Origin of the sequence: uncultured Lactobacillus sp. (assembly GCF_902491705.1) — a bacterium.
Lineage (GTDB): Bacteria > Bacillota > Bacilli > Lactobacillales > Lactobacillaceae > Lactobacillus.
Genome location: NZ_CABUIW010000053.1, coordinates 1 through 16,232, shown reverse-complemented (window position 1 = coordinate 16,232; position 16,232 = coordinate 1). Strand labels below are relative to the sequence as shown.

The following is a 16,232-nucleotide window of genomic DNA, read 5'->3' as shown; positions in this document are numbered from 1 at the left end:
CAACGAAAAATAAATCGGCCCTCAAAAAACAATCAAGGACAATTATCTAAAAATACCAAGTCTAACCCTAGATGAGGCTTGACTTTACGTAGAAAAAAGCCATTCTATTCCACGGAATGGCTTTTTTAATGATGTGAGAAATTTTACTTTCCATTAAATGTTATATATTTTGTGAGCCAAACTTGCAAGCAAAAATTTTGTAAATCCACGAATTAATTGAAATATGTTTCAAATTTTTATTTTTTGCTCACTTTTTTATTATTGCATTATCTTATTTCCTGCTGTTCTAACATCATTAGGCATTTCATTGAATTTGTTTTTGAATTTTTTATAGAAGAAAGTTTTATTGCTGATACCTACTTTTTCTATTATTTCAGAGATAGATAGATTGGTTGAAAGCAATAAATTATATGCATCTAGCAAGCGTTGATCTGTTAAGGCATCGGAGAAAGTATCACCGACCTCTTTTTTAAATAAGTTGCCTAAGTATGATCTATTGTAATTAGTTTTTTGGGCTAATGAATTTAAGCTGCAAGTCTGTGGATGCTTAGAAATTTCTTTTAGCATATAAAGAACCAAATTAGACATTTGCTTTTTGATAGTGACACTTGAATGCAAGTCCGTATTTCTGGATAAAAGAATAATAAGAGTGCGCAGATAACTATCAATCAATAAATCTGATAATTTTTGTGGATGAAAATATTCTTTGATAATAGCATTTGCCGTGCTTTGAACTTGTCCTTCAGTGTGATTACTTCTATATATCAGATATTTATTTAGATGATCATTTGCAAGCAAAAATTTGGAAATAATACTGTTGTATTGCCCAAGTCTTTGAATATTGGACATTGAAAAATCTATATCGTTTCTAAAGATAATATTGATCATGATATCTTCTGCACTTAAAGCGTCAATTGAATGAGTAGTACCAACGTCAAGAATTAAGATATCACCTTGGTGTAATTTGATTTCTGTTTTTCCTACATGCTCAGTAGCTTGTCCTGAAAGCATGTAATTCATTTCTAGGAAAGTATGAGTATGGGTTGGATAATTTGCAAAACGATTGTGTTTAGAAATATAAATATTCTTATTTTTAAAGAAATCATCAGTAAAAATAGGGACTTTATAAGATGGAGTGTTTTTCATAACAGACTTTTCATCAAAATCTGAGAAAAATTTTTTATTTTCTAGCTGTTTTCTTTCAATATCGTTCAACTTATAAAATTCGGTAAGCAATGCAGAGTCCATGATTTACCTCCCAATATGATACTTTTAATACACTATTTTGATATTGCAAAAGTCTTTCTAAATGTAAGCGATTAACAATCCCGATTTATTAACATTTTTTGGATATAAGTAATCCATATTTATCTACCAATATGATACAATATGCAATTTCATTTGTCATTGTAAGCCCTTACATAAGAATGTATAAATATAACTGTAAGGTTTGAAAGCGCGGTGATGTAATTGGAAAAGACTTATGTAGCTGTTGATATTGGTGCTTCTAGTGGTCGACTGATGCTCAGTCAACTGAAAGACGGCAAGATGTCATTAAAAGAAATGCATCGATTCAAGAACGGCTTCACGATGAAAGATGGACATGATCGGTGGGACATCGATCACATTATTAAAGAAATTATTATTGGCTTGGCTAAGATTAAAAAAGCTGGCTATGATCACATTTCATTAGGTATTGATACTTGGGCTGTTGACTATGTATTAGTTGGCAAAGATGGTAAGAAACTTGAAGATCCTATTTCTTACAGAGATGCAAGAACTAGTCATGCTATTACGGACTTAACTGCTAAAGTATCCAAAAAAGAAATTTATAAAAAGACAGGAATTCAATTCTTAGACTTTAATACTCTCTATCAATTATATGAAGAAAACAAAGACTTATTGGAAAAGACCGATAAGATCATGATGATTCCTGATTACATTGGCTATGTTCTAACAGGCAAGGCAGTCTTAGAAGTAACCAATGCCTCAACTACTCAGATGCTTAGTTTAAGAGAAGGCTTGTTCGATAAGAATTTGCTTAAAGAAGTAAATGTAAGACAAGATCAATTCCCTAAATTGGTAGATGCAGGTACTCCATTAGGCAAATTAGATAAGAGCAAATTCCCTGATTATGACTTACCAGATACAGATGTAATTACTGTAGCAACTCATGATACTGCATCAGCTGTAGTTGGTTCCCCAGGCATGGGTCACCACTGGGCATACTTGAGTTCAGGAACTTGGTCATTACTTGGTACTGAACTTAATGTTCCAGAAAATGGTGATAAAGCCTTTGAAGAAAACTACACCAATGAATGGGGTGCATATGGTACTTACAGATTCTTGAAAAACATCATGGGTCTTTGGATGGTTCAATGTGTTAAACGTGAACTTGACGATAAGTATTCATTTAGTGAACTTGCTGAAATGGCTTCTAAAGTTAAACCATTCAGACAATTCATCAATATTAATGATGAACGTTTCGTTAACCCAGAAAACATGATTAAGGAAATTCAAAAGTACTGTAAAGAAACCAACCAAAAGGTTCCACAAACTCCCGGTGAAATCGTAATGGCTATTTACTCAAACTTGGCTTTGTTCTATGCATATCAAATTCAAAAACTCGACAATATCTTAGGTTACAAGATCGATACCTTAAATATTGTAGGTGGTGGATCAAATGTAGCCTTGCTGAATCAGTTAACCAGTACCTTAGCTGGAATTCCAGTTTATGCCGGCCCTGGTGAGGCAACCGCTATTGGTAACTTAGTAGTTCAAATGATCACAAGAGATGACATATTGAATGTTTACTTAGCTAGAAGAATTATTAGTGATTCATTTGATATCAAGAAGTTCACACCAGAACAAGGAAAATATGCAGGAGTTTTATCAGATTACTTAAACTTTTTACATTCAGTTAAGAAGGTGAATTAAATGACAGTTAGATTAGGTCAAATGATGCATGTAAATCCAAATTACTTTGATGAATATGAAAGACGCCACAGAAGTTTGCCTACTAAATTCCCCCAAATGAAGAAGGCATTGAAAGAAGCAGGCGCTCATAATTACTCAATTTATTTGGATAAGAAGACAGGTACTCTCTTTGCTTATCTTGAAGTTGACGATATCGAAAAATATAAGGCAATTGCTAAGACTGAAGGATGCAAAGAATGGTGGCACTATATGGCTAAGTTAATGGATGTAAACCCAGACGAAAGCCCAGTAACTTATGACTTGCACGAAGTATTCCACATGGATTAACTAAAGGAGAAAAATAATGGTTAGTGAAAAAGAAATTGAATCAGCATACAAAGTAGCCAAAGAACGTTATGCCGAAGTTGGTGTTGATACAGAAGAAGTATTAAAGAAGTTACAAAACATTAGAGTATCACTTCCTTGCTGGCAAGGTGATGATATTCACGGATTCTTAACACCAGATGCAGCTTTGTCAGGTGGTATTGGTGTATCAGGTAATTATCCTGGTATTGCAAGAAATCCTGAAGAATTGACTAGTGACTTGGATGAAGCTTACAAGTTAATCCCTGCAAAACAAAGATTACAATTACACCAAATCTATGCTGTAACTAACGGTAAGAAGAAGGATGTTTCAGAAGTTGGTCCTGAAGACTTTAAGTTCTGGGTTGACTATGCAAAAGACAAGGGTATCTACCTTGACTTTAACCCAACATTCTTCTCAAGCCCACGAGTAAAGGAAAACATGACTTTAGCAAGTCCTGAAAAGAGTGTTCGTGATTACTGGATTCAAGTTGGTAAAAATGCTCGTGCTATTTCTAACTACATGGGTGAAGAACAAGGTGCTCAATCAATCGATAACTTCTGGATCATGGATGGTATGAAAGATGAACCAATCAGCAGATTGGATCCACGTGAACGCTTGATTGAATCACTTGATGAAATTAACAAGAAGAAGTACCCAGAAAAGAACACTATGGAATCTTACGAAGGTAAGTTATTCGGTACTGGTGTTGAAAGTTACACTGTTGGTTCACACTTGTTCTACAACAACTACGCTTTAACTAGAGGTAAAGATTGGTGTATGGATATCGGTCACTTCCACGAAGCAGTTGACCCATCAGACTACTTATCATCATTCTTAGCATTTGGTAAGGGTATGTTCTTACACATTTCTCGTCCAGTACACTGGGACAGTGACCACGTACCTGCAATGAACGATATGTTAATTAGAATGATGCGTGCCTTAGTAAGAGACAACTTACTTTCAAAGACTACTATTGGTTTGGACTTCTTCGATGCATCTATTAACCGTGTAGCTGCTTGGGTAATCGGTGCTCGTTCAACTCAAAAGGCATTGCTTCTTGGTTTGCTTACTCCAATTCAACAATTGAAGGATGCAGAAAACCACTACGACTTCACCTTGAGATTAGCTGAAACTGAAGAGCTTAAGTCATTCCCATTTGGTGCTGTTTGGGACGAATTCTGCTTACGCAACAATGTTCCTGTTGGTATGGATTGGTACACTGAACTTAAAGATTACGAAAAGAACGTACAATTTAAGAGAAATTAGAATTAAACTTAAACATTAAGTTTGTCTGGAGATAAAGATGGCTAAATTTAAAGATTCAACATTTGTTAGAGACATGTGTAATATTACTCGTCAAAGTTATGATAATGGTTGGGATGAGCGTAACGGTGGTAATATGAGTATTCGTATTACCCCAGATGAAATAAAGGACTACGACGATGTTAAAGAAGTTAAGAGAACATTTGACCTCGGTTTTGACGTTAGTGCCTTGGCAGGGCAATACTTTTTGGTCACGGGAACGGGACGCTACTTTAGGAATGTATTTCAAAATACTGAGCAAGATTTGGGATTAGTTCGTATTAGTGATGATGGTAAGAAAGGTGAAATCGTATGGGGCTACACCGATGGCGCAATGCCAACAAGTGAATTCCCAACTCACTTAATGAACCATATCGCTAGATTAAAGTTAGATCCAAACCAAAGAGTAGTTATGCACTGTCACGTAACTAATTTGATTGCAATGTCATTTACTCAACCATTGGATGAAAAATACTTTAGTAAGACTATTTGGAAGATGCAAGCAGAATCAATGCCAGTCTTACCAGAAGGCTTAGGTATTATTCCTTACGAAACACCAGGTACTACAGTTATTGGTGAACATACTGCTGCTAAGGTAGCAGATGGATTTAGAGTAGTTATGTGGCCACACCACGGTATGTTTGCAGTTGGCGATACTCCAGATGAATGTTTTGGCTTAATTGAAACCGTTGAAAAGGCTGCTACTATCTTCACTGCTATTCAAGCTCAAGGCGGAAACAGATTAGACGAAATTACAGATAAGCAATTAGTAGAGATTGCTAAATACTTCCACGTAACCCCAAGAAAAGGCTTTTTGGACGATTAATTATAAGAATTTCTTAGATACTACAAAATAAAGCTAAGTAATTACTACCTCATCGATCATTTTTAATTAAACAGAAAAGTCGAAATCATATATTTCGACTTTTTCTTTTTATAGGGGATGTTCATTATGTCATCAATCGGATTAATAGTATTTTTAATAATCGCAGGTGTTTTATCTGGTGTTGTCTCGGCAGTTGCTAGTATGGCTTCGCTGGTTTCATATCCGGCCTTACTAATTGCGGGATGTTCACCTGTTGCAGCTAACATCACTAATACTGCTGCGCTAATTTTCACTGGGCCAGGGGTTCTGCTGGCATCAGCGAAGAAAATGAGAGGCCATTGGGGAGAATTTGGTAAGTATTGCTTGTTTTTACTGACAGGTTCTATTGTTGGTGGCTTATTGTTAATTGCATTTCCTGGGAAAGTTTTTGAAAAAGTTGTACCTTTTTTGGTATTATTTTCCTCAATTGGATTGATGCTGGCTAATGGCAAAAAAGGTAATGAGAATAAGCCAAAAAAGAGAAGCAAATTTGGCATTATTATGGCCTATATTGGTCTGTTTTTTGGCGGCTTATATTCAGGTTATTTTGGCGCAGCTGCTGGTGTAATACACCTGATATGTATTAATTATTTGTCCGATGATGAATTTTATACCATTAATGCCATGAAAGATATTGTTGGGGCTCTAGCAAATTTAGTTGCGTTGGTTGTCTTTATCTTTGGCGCACATGTTAATTGGATGATGGCAATTACTATGGCGATCGGCCTATTTATAGGTGGCTATTTGGGACAGTATAGTATTAGATATCTGTCGCTTAGAATAGTCTCTTGGATAACTTTTGGTTTTTCAATTATTCTTGCAGGTTGGCTGTTTTATTCGGCATATGTTATAGGATAGAAAATTTATAAATTTTGACGGCTATAGATGAAATAATTCACTTATGGCCGTTTTTTGATCTTTCAAATAAATATAGCAATATGTTACTAAAGAGGAGTTTGTGTGTCATTGTAAGCGATTACATAAAAACGTATAAATATATATGTAAGGTATGAGATAAGGATCCTTGGAATAATAAGATTTTAAAAATTAAGAGGCGTTTATAATGGCAGATAAAAGTAATGGTTCAACGTGGGCAGTATCGCTGACCAACTTCTTGGACTCAGGTAGTATTGTAGCAGGGGCCAGCGGCTTAACATTGTGGACTTCTTACTTGAAACTGAATAGTTTGCAAGTAGGTTGGCTAGGTGCCTTAAGTGCCAATGCCTTTGGTGCCGCAATTGGTGCGATAATTGGTGGACACTTATCAGATAAATATGGGAGAAAGTTAATTTATACTTACGACATGTTGGTTTACATGTTGGGAACAATTATTGTTGCTTGTTCAGTTAACTTTCCAATGTTACTTGCAGGTTTCTTGATTAATGGTATGGCAGTAGGTGCCGGTGTTCCAGCATCCTGGACTTATATTTCAGAAACTTCAAATGATAATAATCGTGCTAAAAATATTGGTATTTCACAATTTGTTTGGTCAATGGGACCTGTAATTATCTTCGTTTGTGGGACGTTGCTTTCCCCATTAGGAGTAAATGGTAATAGAATTTTATTTGCTGTTTTGACAGTAATTTCCTTTATTGCTTGGCTTCTTCAGAGAAAATTGCCTGAATCTCAACAATGGATTGAACAAAAGAAGCATGAAGAAGAAACCGGTGAAAAGCCGCACCCATATAAAGACTTGTTCTCAAACATTGTAAGTATTAAATCAATTTTGTTCTTAGTTGGTGTTTACATGTTCTGGAACTTAGTTGCCGGAGCTATGGGATTCTTTATGCCATATGTTTATGAAACTGCTGGTGGCTTAACCAACATGCAAGCTAACATCTTGCAAGCTGTTTTATGGGCATTCACTGCTTTAGCTGGTTACTTTGGCTTTGCTCTTCATGGTGATAAATGGAATCATAGAATTTTCTTCTTCGTTGGTGCTTTAATGGCATTAATTTCCTGGGTAATTCTTACTTACATCGGTATGGGTTGGCCTGCATTGATCTCCTTTGTTATTATCTGGGGTATTTCAGCTGGTATCGGCGCTCAAGCTTGGTACGCATTATGGTCAACTGAATTGTTCCCAACTAAATATCGTGCCGGTGCCCAAGGATTTATGTTCTTCGCTGTTCGTGGTAGTGCTGGTATTTGGTCAATTATCTTCCCATCTATTTTGAATGGAATGGGCTTCAAAGCTGCCGGAACATTAATGATTGTCTTCTTAGCTATTTCATTAATTATCGGTACCGTTTGGACACCTAAGACTCGTGGTAAATCATTGGATGAAATTACGAGAGAACGTTATGGTAAAGATATAAAGTAAGGAGCTAATTATTATGGTGATTAGATTAGGAAAAAAGATGTGGCTTAATCCTGCAGCTGTATCTGAGTTTAATCAATTAAACTTTAACTTTCAGAATGTAAAACAAGAATTAAAAAAAGCAATTGTCCATCATGCTTCAGTATATTTAGATAAAAAATCCAGCCTTGCTTATATTTATTTAGAAATTGAAAATCTGAGACCATATCAAGAATTAGCTAAACAAAATGAGGATAAATGGTGGGCACATCTTCAACCGGTAGAAATTCCAGATGATGAAGATAGCTTCCAATATGTATGGGAAAATATCTTTAGAATCGAAGACAAAAAAGATGAAGATGAATAGCAACTAACAATAATAGTAAAGTCCTGTCTAGTAATCCAGACAGGACTTTTTTATTAGTTGAAGCGAGGAGTATTTAGCAGATGAGAGGTGTAGGTTCAATTGATTTTGGATGTAAGTAATTTAACGATTAAATTTGATACTAAGACTATTTTTCAAGACCTGAATTTCCATTTAGAAAAAGGATCTATGACAGCCCTTTTAGGACCAAACGGAACGGGAAAAACAACTTTAATTAAAATATTGATGGGAATGCTTGCTCCAACTAGTGGAACCTATAAATTCTCATCAGATGTTAAATGGGGATATGTTCCACAATTTAGAAATATTGATACAGAATATCCACTTTCAATTCGTTCTTTCATTGAATTGAATGCTCCATTTTTTAAAACTAAAAAGGTAAGAGAACAAATTGATCATGAACTATTAGAAACTAATCTTAAAGAAATCCAAAATATTCGAATGGGTGAAGCTTCTGGTGGACAGAAGCAACGCGCATATTTGGCACAGGCTTTGCTTGATCGACCTAATATGATTATCTTGGATGAAGCTACAGCTAGCCTTGACCCAGTAGCTAAAGAAGAACTGATGCGGCTAATTAAAAAGTTGAATGAAGAACAGAATATGACTGTTTTGTTCATTACGCATGATATTCCTCTGGCTAAAAAATATATGGATGAATATTTGTATTTGAATAAAGGAACAGTTAAGCAAGGTAAGATGAAAGACTTTAAGGAGGACTTTGAATGATGTTTCAATATGAATTTATGCGTTATGCCTTCTTAGCAAGCACTTTTATCGCAATCACTTGTGGTGTAGTTGGTATTTATGTTGTAGCGCGTAGTTATGCATTTTTAGCTCACACATTATCAGAAATTGGCTTTGCTGGTGCTGCTTTTGCCGTATTTATCGGGATAGCGCCGTTATGGGGGATGCTTCTATTTACGTTATTGGGTTCAATTTGCGTTGGTGAATTATCAATGCACAGCGACCAAAAAGAATCATCAATCAGTGCAATCTCTGCTTTGTTTATTGGTTTAGGGGTTCTGTTCTTAGCAATTTCAGGCTCCAATAGCCGTTATGCCACCAATATTTTGTTTGGTAGTATTATCGGCGTGGATAAGCAAGGCGTCATGGAACTGATTATACTATCAGTTATTATCTTGATACTAATAATATCAGTGCAAAAGAATTTAAATTTTGATTCATTTGACCATATCGGTGCTGTAGCACATGGAGTACATACTGGTTTTGTTGGAATTGTTTTCTTAATTACATTAGCTATGTCAGTTGCTATTGGTGCACAAATTGTAGGTTCATTACTTGTCTTCATTTTGTTAACCTTGCCATCATCGACAGCACGTTACATTGGTAAAACAATATCTACTATGATTATTTGGTCCGTTGTATTTGCTTTGGTAGGCGTTTGGTTAGGATTATATTTGGCCTTTGTTACTAATTGGCCTACGACATTTTTTATAGCTACAATTGAAGTAGTGATTTATCTATTTGCTTATACAGTTCACTTGATTAAACATCATTAAAATAAACCAAAATAAAAGAATCAGACTGAATCTATTCAGCCTGATTTTTTAATAATCCACGAATTAATTGAAATATGTTTCAAATTTTTATTTTTTGTCTAAAAATGATTAAATATATAATTAGAGAATTTTTGACGGAGAGATATATAGATGTGGATTAAATTTTTTATAGCTTTGATTCCAATTATCTGGCTGATCATCTCGCTGGGTGTAATGCGTATGCCAGCAGCTCGCGCTTGTATAATTGGACTTGCTTTAACTATCTTATTGGCAATTTTTAGCTTTAAATTGTCTGTACCAAATACGCTGACCGCAGCCTTAGAAGGTATCATCATGGGTATTTGGCCGATTATGTTCGTAATTGTAGCGGCATTATTTGCTTATAATGTAACGACTGAGTCAGGTGGAATGAAAACAATTCAGGACATGCTGGCCACCATTTCTACAGATAAGCGAATTATCGTTTTGATTATTGCTTGGGGCTTTGGTGGCTTCCTAGAATCAATTGCCGGCTTTGGTACGGCCGTAGCGATTTCTGCAGGGATTTTAATTGCTTTTGGATTAAAGCCGATCCAAGCTTCTGTAATCAGTTTGATCGCCAATACGACAGCCACTGCTTACGGTGCAATTGGTTTGCCAATCTTAACTTTAGGTGAAGTAACTAATTTGGACCAAGTAGCACTTTCATTCCTTGTTTCTTTGCAGTTATGCATCTTGGTTGTACTTGTACCATTTATCTTGGTCATTTTAACTGGTGGCGGTGTAAAAGCTATTAAGGGCGTTGGCCTTATCACTTTAATGTCTGGTTTAGCTATGGCTATTCCCCAGGTGATTGCCGCTAGATTTGTTGGTGCCGAACTTCCTGCAATTGCTGGTTCCATCTGCTCAATTGCAGTGACTGTTTGGATGACTAGATGGCATGAAGACGAAGAAGAACCAGACGTTGAACGTCCTGATAATAAGGCACTACTTAAAGCCTGCTCGACCTTTATTTTGATCTTTATCTTTGTAATTTTGGCTTCATCACTAGTGCCACCCGTTAACAACTTATTAGGCAAGGTATCAACCAACTTAGTTGTTTATAGTGGTAAAAATCCTAATACTCTTTCAATCAACTGGCTTTCATCCCCAGGTACATTAATCTTAATTGCAACGCTAATCGGTGGCTCAATTCAAGGCGTAAGCTTCAAGCGCATGATGCAAATCTTGATTGAATCAATCAAGGGTGTAGGTAAAACTACAGTGACTGTTTGTGCAATCGTTGGTCTTGCCAAAGTCATGGTTTACGCAGGTATGACTGAAGCATTAGCAGCTGCATTAGTTAGCTTGCTTGGCCCAGTTTATCCATTGTTTGCACCATTAATTGGTGCCTTAGGAACATTCTTAACAGGTTCTGCAACTTCAGCTAACGTCTTGTTTGGTAACTTGCAATTGTCTGCAGCAACTAGCCTTGGAGTAAACAAATACTGGGTTGTTGCTTCTAACATGACCGGTGCTACGGCAGGGATGCTTTCACCACAAAATATCGCCGTTGCAACAGGTGCAATTAGCCGCGAGGGTGATGAAGGTGAAATCCTTAAAGAAACTGTTAAATGGGGCAGTTTGTATCTAGTTGTCTGCTGTGTGTTCTTATACATTACTGGTCTGTTAACGGGTATGATTTAAGATAAAATAAAAAAAGCATGTTTCACGTGAAACATGCTTTTTATTTACATGAATATTTAGATTTATTTTTCAATCAAGCTTTCAAATTCATCAAGACGCTTTTCAAATGTCTTAAATGCATCTTCTAAGTAGTCTGGCTTAGTCATATCAACACCAGCACGCTTCATAATTTCAGTTGGGTAATCACTAGAGCCTGCCTTAAGGAAGCCTAAATATGCATCCCTATCAGCAGTAGTACCATGAACAACCTTGTTAGCAAGAGCAGTTGCTGCCGCAAATCCGGTTGCGTATTGGTAAACATAGAAGTTGTAGTAGAAGTGCGGAATTCTTGACCATTCAAGCGCAATATCGCCGCCTGGTTCAACGCTGTCGCCATAGTAGTGTTGGTTAAGTTGACCATATACATCGTCTAATGTATCAGCAGTAAGAGGTTCGCCTTTAGCATCTGCTTCATGGATGAATTGTTCAAACACTGCAAATTGCGTTTGACGGAACAAGGTACCCTTAAATGAATCAAGGTAATAGTTCAAGATAAATGCACGCGTCTTAGGATCAGTGATGTGGTCTAAGAAGTATTCAGTTAAAATATTTTCGTTAGTGGTTGAAGCAATTTCAGCTACGAAAATTGGGTAGTCACCGTAAACGTAAGGTTGAGTATTACGAGTGTACCAAGAGTGAACTGAGTGACCAGTTTCGTGAACCAAAGTGTAGAGTGAATCAACGTTATCTTCCCAGTTTAATAATTCGTATGGGTCGGTATCGTATGCACCACCTGAATATGCACCAGTTACCTTGTTCTTAGATTCAACAACATCGATTACGCGGTTGTTAAAAATATAGTCGACATGCTTTAAGTAGTCCTCACCAAGTGGAGCTAAGGCTTCTTTAGCTACCTTTTTAGCTTCTTCAAAGTTGTAAGAAAGAGCAGGCTTACCAGTTAGTGGTACGTACATGTCCCACATTTGTAAGTCTTTTAAGCCTAAGATCTTTTTACGGAGTGCTACATAACGGTGCAAAAGATCAAGGTGTGAATCAACTTCCTTGATTAAAGTGTCATAAACTTGCACAGGTACGTTGTTCTCAGCTAATGCTGCTTCACGAGCTGAATCGTATTTGTGCATCTTAGCGTTATAGTTGTGCTTCTTCACAACGCCAGAAAGAGTAGAAGCAAGAGAGTTTTGGAATTGACCATATGTAGCGTAAAGCGTGTCAAAGGCACCTTTTCTTACTTCACGGTTTTGTGATTGGATTAAAAGTGAGTATAAACCATCTGACAATTGTTCCATGTTGCCATCATCATCTTGAACATAGCCGTATTCCATGTCGGAGTTGGTTAAAACGTTAAAGGTGTTTTCTGAAACACTTAAGGCGTCTCCAGCATCAGCGATGATTTTTTCTTCTTCAGCTGGCAAAGTATGTGGACGCTTATTAGTAATTGTTTCAATGTAGTGTTCATAGTCTTTTAAGCGTGGTTCATCTTGTTTGAATTGTGCAAGTTTTTCAGCAGGAATGCTCAAAATTTCAGGGCTGATAAAGCTAGTAACAGATTCAAATTGGTTAGCCAAAGTTTGAACGCGGCTAACGTAGCCTAAATAGTGTGCATCTGAAGTGTCAACGTCGCTAGACATCGTGGCATAAACGTAGATGTTTTCAACATTACGCTTAACTGCCAAGATTTTGCTTAAACCTTCATAAAGGCTCTTACCTGATTGAGTTAATGTCCCTTTCAAAGAACCCAATTCATCAACTTGTTTTTGAGCTTCAGCGTAAGCTTTTTCCCATTCTTCGTCGTTTTTAAAGATTCTGGTTAAGTCCCATTTCAAGTCTTCAGGGACTTCATTTCTGGTTGGAATTGCCATATTTTTTCCTCCGTTATTTCAATTTGGTTACAATATTATGCTGTTATGGGATTGAACGCAAAAAATAAGTTATTATTAATTATCGCTATTTTTATTTTATCTAGAGATTAAAAGTGATACAAATGAACTTGTATTAATTTTGAAGGGAAACGATAAAAAGAATGGATCCAACTTCCGAACATAGGAAAGATTATCACAATAAAAAATCCTCGCTTAATCTTCACCGTAATTATGCTATTGCAGCGGATCAATCTTCATATAAGCCAGGCAATATGTTTGCTCGCTTCTTTGGATTGATTGCTTTAGTTGCAGTCTGCTTGGGCGTAGCTTGGGCAGCACACATGTATTTTACGATTCACAGCGCAATTGATGGCAAGGGCGGTAGTAATGTCCCAGCTTCTGCTAGAATTGCCAATAAACAGCCAATTTCAATTTTAGTTTTGGGTGTTGACCAAGGGATTGAAGGTCGTCATGACCGAGGAAATTCCGATACCATAATTTTGGCGACAGCTAATCCACAAAAGAATACAGCAACAATGACCTCAATACCGCGTGATACTTTAACCGATATTAAGGGAGATCCAGGTAATAAATATTTCATGTTTAGGGTAAACTCAGCCTATGAAATAGGTGGCAGTGCCGCAAGCATGAAGACGATTACCAGTATGTTGAACGTGCCAATTAACTACTATGTAGAAGTTAATATGAAGGCGCTGCGCAGTTTAGTTAATGCCGTTGGCGGTGTTGATGTTAATGTGCCGTTTGACTTCTCATATGATTGGTGTGATTTCCACAAGGGTAAGCAGCACTTGAACGGCCGCCACGCTGTAGCTTACGTCAGAATGAGAAAAGAAGACCCACGTGGTGACTATGGTAGACAACTTCGCCAGCGTCAGGTGATTGAAGCAATTGCCCACAAGGCGATGTCAGTTAATACCATTAGTAATTACCGCAAATTGGTCGATATTTTTAATAAATATGTCAAAACTAACTTGTCATTCAACGACATGCTTAGTTTGGCGCTCAATTACCGCGGCTGCATGAGCAACTTAAAGAGCGGATATATTCAAGGCCACGATGCTTGGATCGATGGTGCATCAATTCAGGTAGCTTCAACTGAAGAGTTACAAAAGACTTCTAACAAGTTGAGAAGAAATCTGGGACTTGAAACTGAAACGCTAGATAATGAAGAAACTCGTCAAAATGAATTGAATGAGCAAAACAACCATATTAAATGGGATGATCCAACGGCGTTTACGACTTATCAGATTTATGATCAGAACGAAAATAAGCCAGCAAGTGGTTCAAATTCTGGTTATGGTGCAAATAGCACTTCATCGTCAAGTTCGTCTAGTTCATCATCTTCAAGCAGCAGTAAGTGGTCTTTCCACTGGTAAAAAATTAATAGCATCCCCAACTAGTAATGTTCTAGTTAGGGATGCTATTTTATTATGCTATAATGTTTGTACCAAGAAGGGAAGGATCAGTTCCCTCCATTGGCTACCACTTAATGGTAAAGGTTATCGTCACGATTATAAGCCTGATTTTAATGTTCAAGCGCTTTAATCGTGGTTTTTTTTTGCGCTAAAATAAATCTAGAGGTGAAAAAGGATGATAGGAACAATTGCTAACACATTCGCATTATTGGTGGGCACAGCTATTGGCTGTTTACTCAAAAAGGGCTTAAACAAGCGTTTTGAAGACGTTCTGTTTATCGCTATGGGATTAGCCGCACTAGGCATTGGTTGGGAAAACGTCACTAACAATATGCCTAAAAGCCACTATCCTGTCTTGTTTATTGTCAGCTTAGCACTGGGCGGCATTATCGGCACTGCCTTAGATATTTCAGGCCACTTTGACCGCTTAGTTGCTAAAGCTGGTAAGTCCAATCTAGGCAAAGGTTTAGCCACAGAAATCTTGCTGTGCTGTATCGGTGCTTTATCAATCGTTGGCCCCGTAATGGCGGCAGTTAAAGGCGACTACACCATGTTGTACACCAACGCCATGATGGACTTTGTCACTTCAATGGTCTTCGGCGCTAGCTTTGGTTGGGGCATGATGCTAGTTGCACCTGTGCTTTTCTGCTGGCAAGGCAGTATTTATCTAGTTGCCAAATTCTTGTCAGCTAGCTTTTTCACTGGTCCATTAGTCGCAGAAATTTCCATCGTGGGTGGTTTTCTAATTGCCTGCTCTGGTCTCGCATTACTAAAAATTCGTGATGTAAAAACGTTGAACTTCTTACCAGCATTACTAGTTCCCATCATCTTTTTCATTATTAAAGATCTGACTGGCTGGTTTTAGGATTAATTTTTCTAAAAATCTGTCCGTCAAGTTCGTCATTGATGAGCTTGGGCTGAACGCCCATTAACTTAAAGTCGGCATGTTTAGCTACGCGGCTACTTGAAGTGTTCTTGGTGGCAACAATCAAGTCAACATATTGCAAGTTTAATTCGCTAAAAGCATATTGGCATAACTTGAGCGTACTTTGGGTAACGATGCCGTGGCCTTGGAACTTGCTAGAGAGCCAGTAGCCAATCTCGCCTTTTTTATTTTTGACTAAATTGTGCAAGTCGATCATTCCAGCAGGTTGGCCATTTACCAAGATCGTTAATACAATCATTCTTTGATTGATCATCTTTTCTTGAATACCCTTGATAAACTTGGCTTCGTCATCAGCTGACTGCATTTTGTAAGCCCAAGGTAGCCATTTACCTAAGCTTGCTCGATCATCTGCAATTGCATGATATAGGTCCACTGCCTGCCAAGTTTGCGGCATAACTAAGTTGATATTTAGGTCATCGATTGTAAAATGAATCAATGAAAAATAGTAATGTGTTTTTTCTTCAGTCATAATATCGGCCTTTCTAGGAAAATAATGTTACAAAAAGTATACTTAATCTTTAGGCAGTTGCAAAGGCTACTAATTTTTGATAAGTTCAATAGAAGTTATAGTGTCTCAAGTAGTAAGTCATGTGGTAATAAGTCAAATGAAAGGCATGATATTTGTTCTCTTTGATCAGAATTTTGAGTATATGAAACTAAGCCTTACTC

At 37.0% G+C, this 16,232-nt stretch carries 15 protein-coding genes; 12 read left to right on the top strand and 3 right to left on the bottom strand.

Annotated features, from left to right (window positions below):
- Positions 1 to 258 precede the first annotated feature (258 nt).
- Complete coding sequence (locus RDN22_RS09130; protein ID WP_308557668.1) at positions 259 to 1,248, bottom strand: helix-turn-helix domain-containing protein; 990 nt, start codon at positions 1,246 to 1,248, stop codon at positions 259 to 261.
- 222 nt (positions 1,249 to 1,470) lie between these two features.
- Between RDN22_RS09130 and rhaB the strand changes: the two genes are divergently transcribed.
- The 10 genes from rhaB (at position 1,471) to RDN22_RS09080 (ending at position 11,322) form a co-directional block, all read left to right on the top strand.
- Positions 1,471 to 2,937: a rhamnulokinase gene (gene rhaB / locus RDN22_RS09125; RefSeq protein WP_308557666.1), complete on the top strand. Its 1,467-nt coding sequence runs from the start codon at positions 1,471 to 1,473 to the stop codon at positions 2,935 to 2,937.
- Positions 2,938 to 3,264 carry an L-rhamnose mutarotase gene (gene rhaM, locus RDN22_RS09120; protein ID WP_308557664.1) on the top strand — a complete coding sequence of 109 codons (327 nt, stop codon included), beginning with the start codon at positions 2,938 to 2,940 and terminating at the stop codon, positions 3,262 to 3,264.
- Positions 3,265 to 3,280: 16 nt separating this feature from the next.
- On the top strand, positions 3,281 to 4,549 hold the full coding sequence (locus tag RDN22_RS09115; RefSeq protein ID WP_308557662.1) for an L-rhamnose isomerase: 1,269 nt from the start codon (positions 3,281 to 3,283) through the stop codon (positions 4,547 to 4,549).
- A gap of 37 nt (positions 4,550 to 4,586) precedes the next feature.
- The gene (gene rhaD, locus RDN22_RS09110; RefSeq protein ID WP_308557661.1) at positions 4,587 to 5,411 is read left to right on the top strand and encodes a rhamnulose-1-phosphate aldolase; all 825 of its coding nucleotides are present in this window, start codon (positions 4,587 to 4,589) and stop codon (positions 5,409 to 5,411) included.
- A gap of 126 nt (positions 5,412 to 5,537) precedes the next feature.
- On the top strand, positions 5,538 to 6,308 hold the full coding sequence (locus RDN22_RS09105; protein WP_308557659.1) for a sulfite exporter TauE/SafE family protein: 771 nt from the start codon (positions 5,538 to 5,540) through the stop codon (positions 6,306 to 6,308).
- Between the two features lie 205 nt (positions 6,309 to 6,513).
- Complete coding sequence (locus tag RDN22_RS09100) at positions 6,514 to 7,773, top strand: MFS transporter (protein WP_308557657.1); 1,260 nt, start codon at positions 6,514 to 6,516, stop codon at positions 7,771 to 7,773.
- A 13-nt stretch (positions 7,774 to 7,786) separates the two neighbouring features.
- The gene (locus tag RDN22_RS09095) at positions 7,787 to 8,116 is read left to right on the top strand and encodes an L-rhamnose mutarotase (protein ID WP_308557655.1); all 330 of its coding nucleotides are present in this window, start codon (positions 7,787 to 7,789) and stop codon (positions 8,114 to 8,116) included.
- 99 nt (positions 8,117 to 8,215) lie between these two features.
- Positions 8,216 to 8,863 carry an ATP-binding cassette domain-containing protein gene (locus RDN22_RS09090; protein WP_308557654.1) on the top strand — a complete coding sequence of 216 codons (648 nt, stop codon included), beginning with the start codon at positions 8,216 to 8,218 and terminating at the stop codon, positions 8,861 to 8,863.
- The gene (locus RDN22_RS09085) at positions 8,863 to 9,657 is read left to right on the top strand and encodes a metal ABC transporter permease (protein ID WP_308557669.1); all 795 of its coding nucleotides are present in this window, start codon (positions 8,863 to 8,865) and stop codon (positions 9,655 to 9,657) included. The genes RDN22_RS09090 and RDN22_RS09085 overlap by 1 nt, the downstream gene beginning before the upstream one ends.
- Positions 9,658 to 9,807: 150 nt before the next feature.
- A complete protein-coding gene (locus RDN22_RS09080; protein ID WP_308557652.1) occupies positions 9,808 to 11,322 on the top strand; it encodes an L-lactate permease in 1,515 nt (504 codons plus the stop codon).
- Between the two features lie 62 nt (positions 11,323 to 11,384).
- Here the strand turns inward: RDN22_RS09080 and pepF are convergent, their stop codons facing one another.
- Positions 11,385 to 13,181 (bottom strand): oligoendopeptidase F, encoded by a 1,797-nt coding sequence (gene pepF / locus RDN22_RS09075; RefSeq protein ID WP_308557650.1) that lies wholly within the window; start codon positions 13,179 to 13,181, stop codon positions 11,385 to 11,387.
- Positions 13,182 to 13,342: 161 nt separating this feature from the next.
- Here pepF and RDN22_RS09070 point away from each other — a divergent pair, with 161 nt between their 5' ends.
- A complete protein-coding gene (locus tag RDN22_RS09070) occupies positions 13,343 to 14,578 on the top strand; it encodes an LCP family protein (RefSeq protein ID WP_308557649.1) in 1,236 nt (411 codons plus the stop codon).
- 214 nt (positions 14,579 to 14,792) lie between these two features.
- Positions 14,793 to 15,482: a DUF554 domain-containing protein gene (locus RDN22_RS09065; RefSeq protein ID WP_308557648.1), complete on the top strand. Its 690-nt coding sequence runs from the start codon at positions 14,793 to 14,795 to the stop codon at positions 15,480 to 15,482.
- On the opposite strand, the gene RDN22_RS09060 is transcribed toward RDN22_RS09065, so the two are convergent.
- A complete protein-coding gene (locus RDN22_RS09060; RefSeq protein ID WP_308557646.1) occupies positions 15,457 to 16,032 on the bottom strand; it encodes a GNAT family protein in 576 nt (191 codons plus the stop codon). The genes RDN22_RS09065 and RDN22_RS09060 overlap by 26 nt on opposite strands.
- Positions 16,033 to 16,232 lie beyond the last annotated feature (200 nt).